Genomic DNA, 471 nt, shown 5'->3' on the forward strand with positions numbered 1-471 from the left:
GCCGTAGTGGGCGAGGTCCAGCCCGATGGCGTCCGACCACATGCCGATTCGGTCGGCGGCGCCGGGCAGTTCGAGCCAGGGGGTCAGGAAGCCGGGCGTCTGGGCGCCCTGGCCGGGAGCGACGAGTACGAGCACTCTCACACTCTCTCTTGGGGACGGCCGGGGCCGCCCGTGGGGACAGGGACGAAGAACACGAGAGCGTTTTGTGGGCCCTCGACAAAACCCTAGGCCGGGGGGTCCCCGTCGACCAGGCGCCCCAGGATCAGTGCGATGCGTAGGGTGAACGCGGAGCGTACATCAGACGGTGACCATCCGGTGACGTCAGTCACACGTCGAAGCCGGTAGCGCACGGTATTGGGGTGAACGAAAAGCATCCGTGCGGCCCCCTCCAGACTTGACGCCTGCTCCAGATACACACTGAGGGTCTCCAGGAGCGCCGAACCGGCCTCCTCCAGTGGTCTGTAGATCTCC

General features: G+C 66.7%; 1 protein-coding gene and 1 pseudogene. Both read right to left on the bottom strand.

The window, feature by feature from the left end; all coding sequences use genetic code 11:
* Window positions 1-135: pseudogene (locus tag DSY14_RS29115) on the bottom strand (ACP S-malonyltransferase); the annotation flags it as partial.
* A gap of 89 nt (window positions 136-224) precedes the next feature.
* Window positions 225-471 (bottom strand): CdaR family transcriptional regulator (locus DSY14_RS28140; protein WP_211719606.1); only part of this gene is annotated, 247 nt, incomplete at its 5' end.

This window comes from Nocardiopsis sp. MG754419 (assembly GCF_018207095.1).
Lineage (GTDB): Bacteria > Actinomycetota > Actinomycetes > Streptosporangiales > Streptosporangiaceae > Nocardiopsis.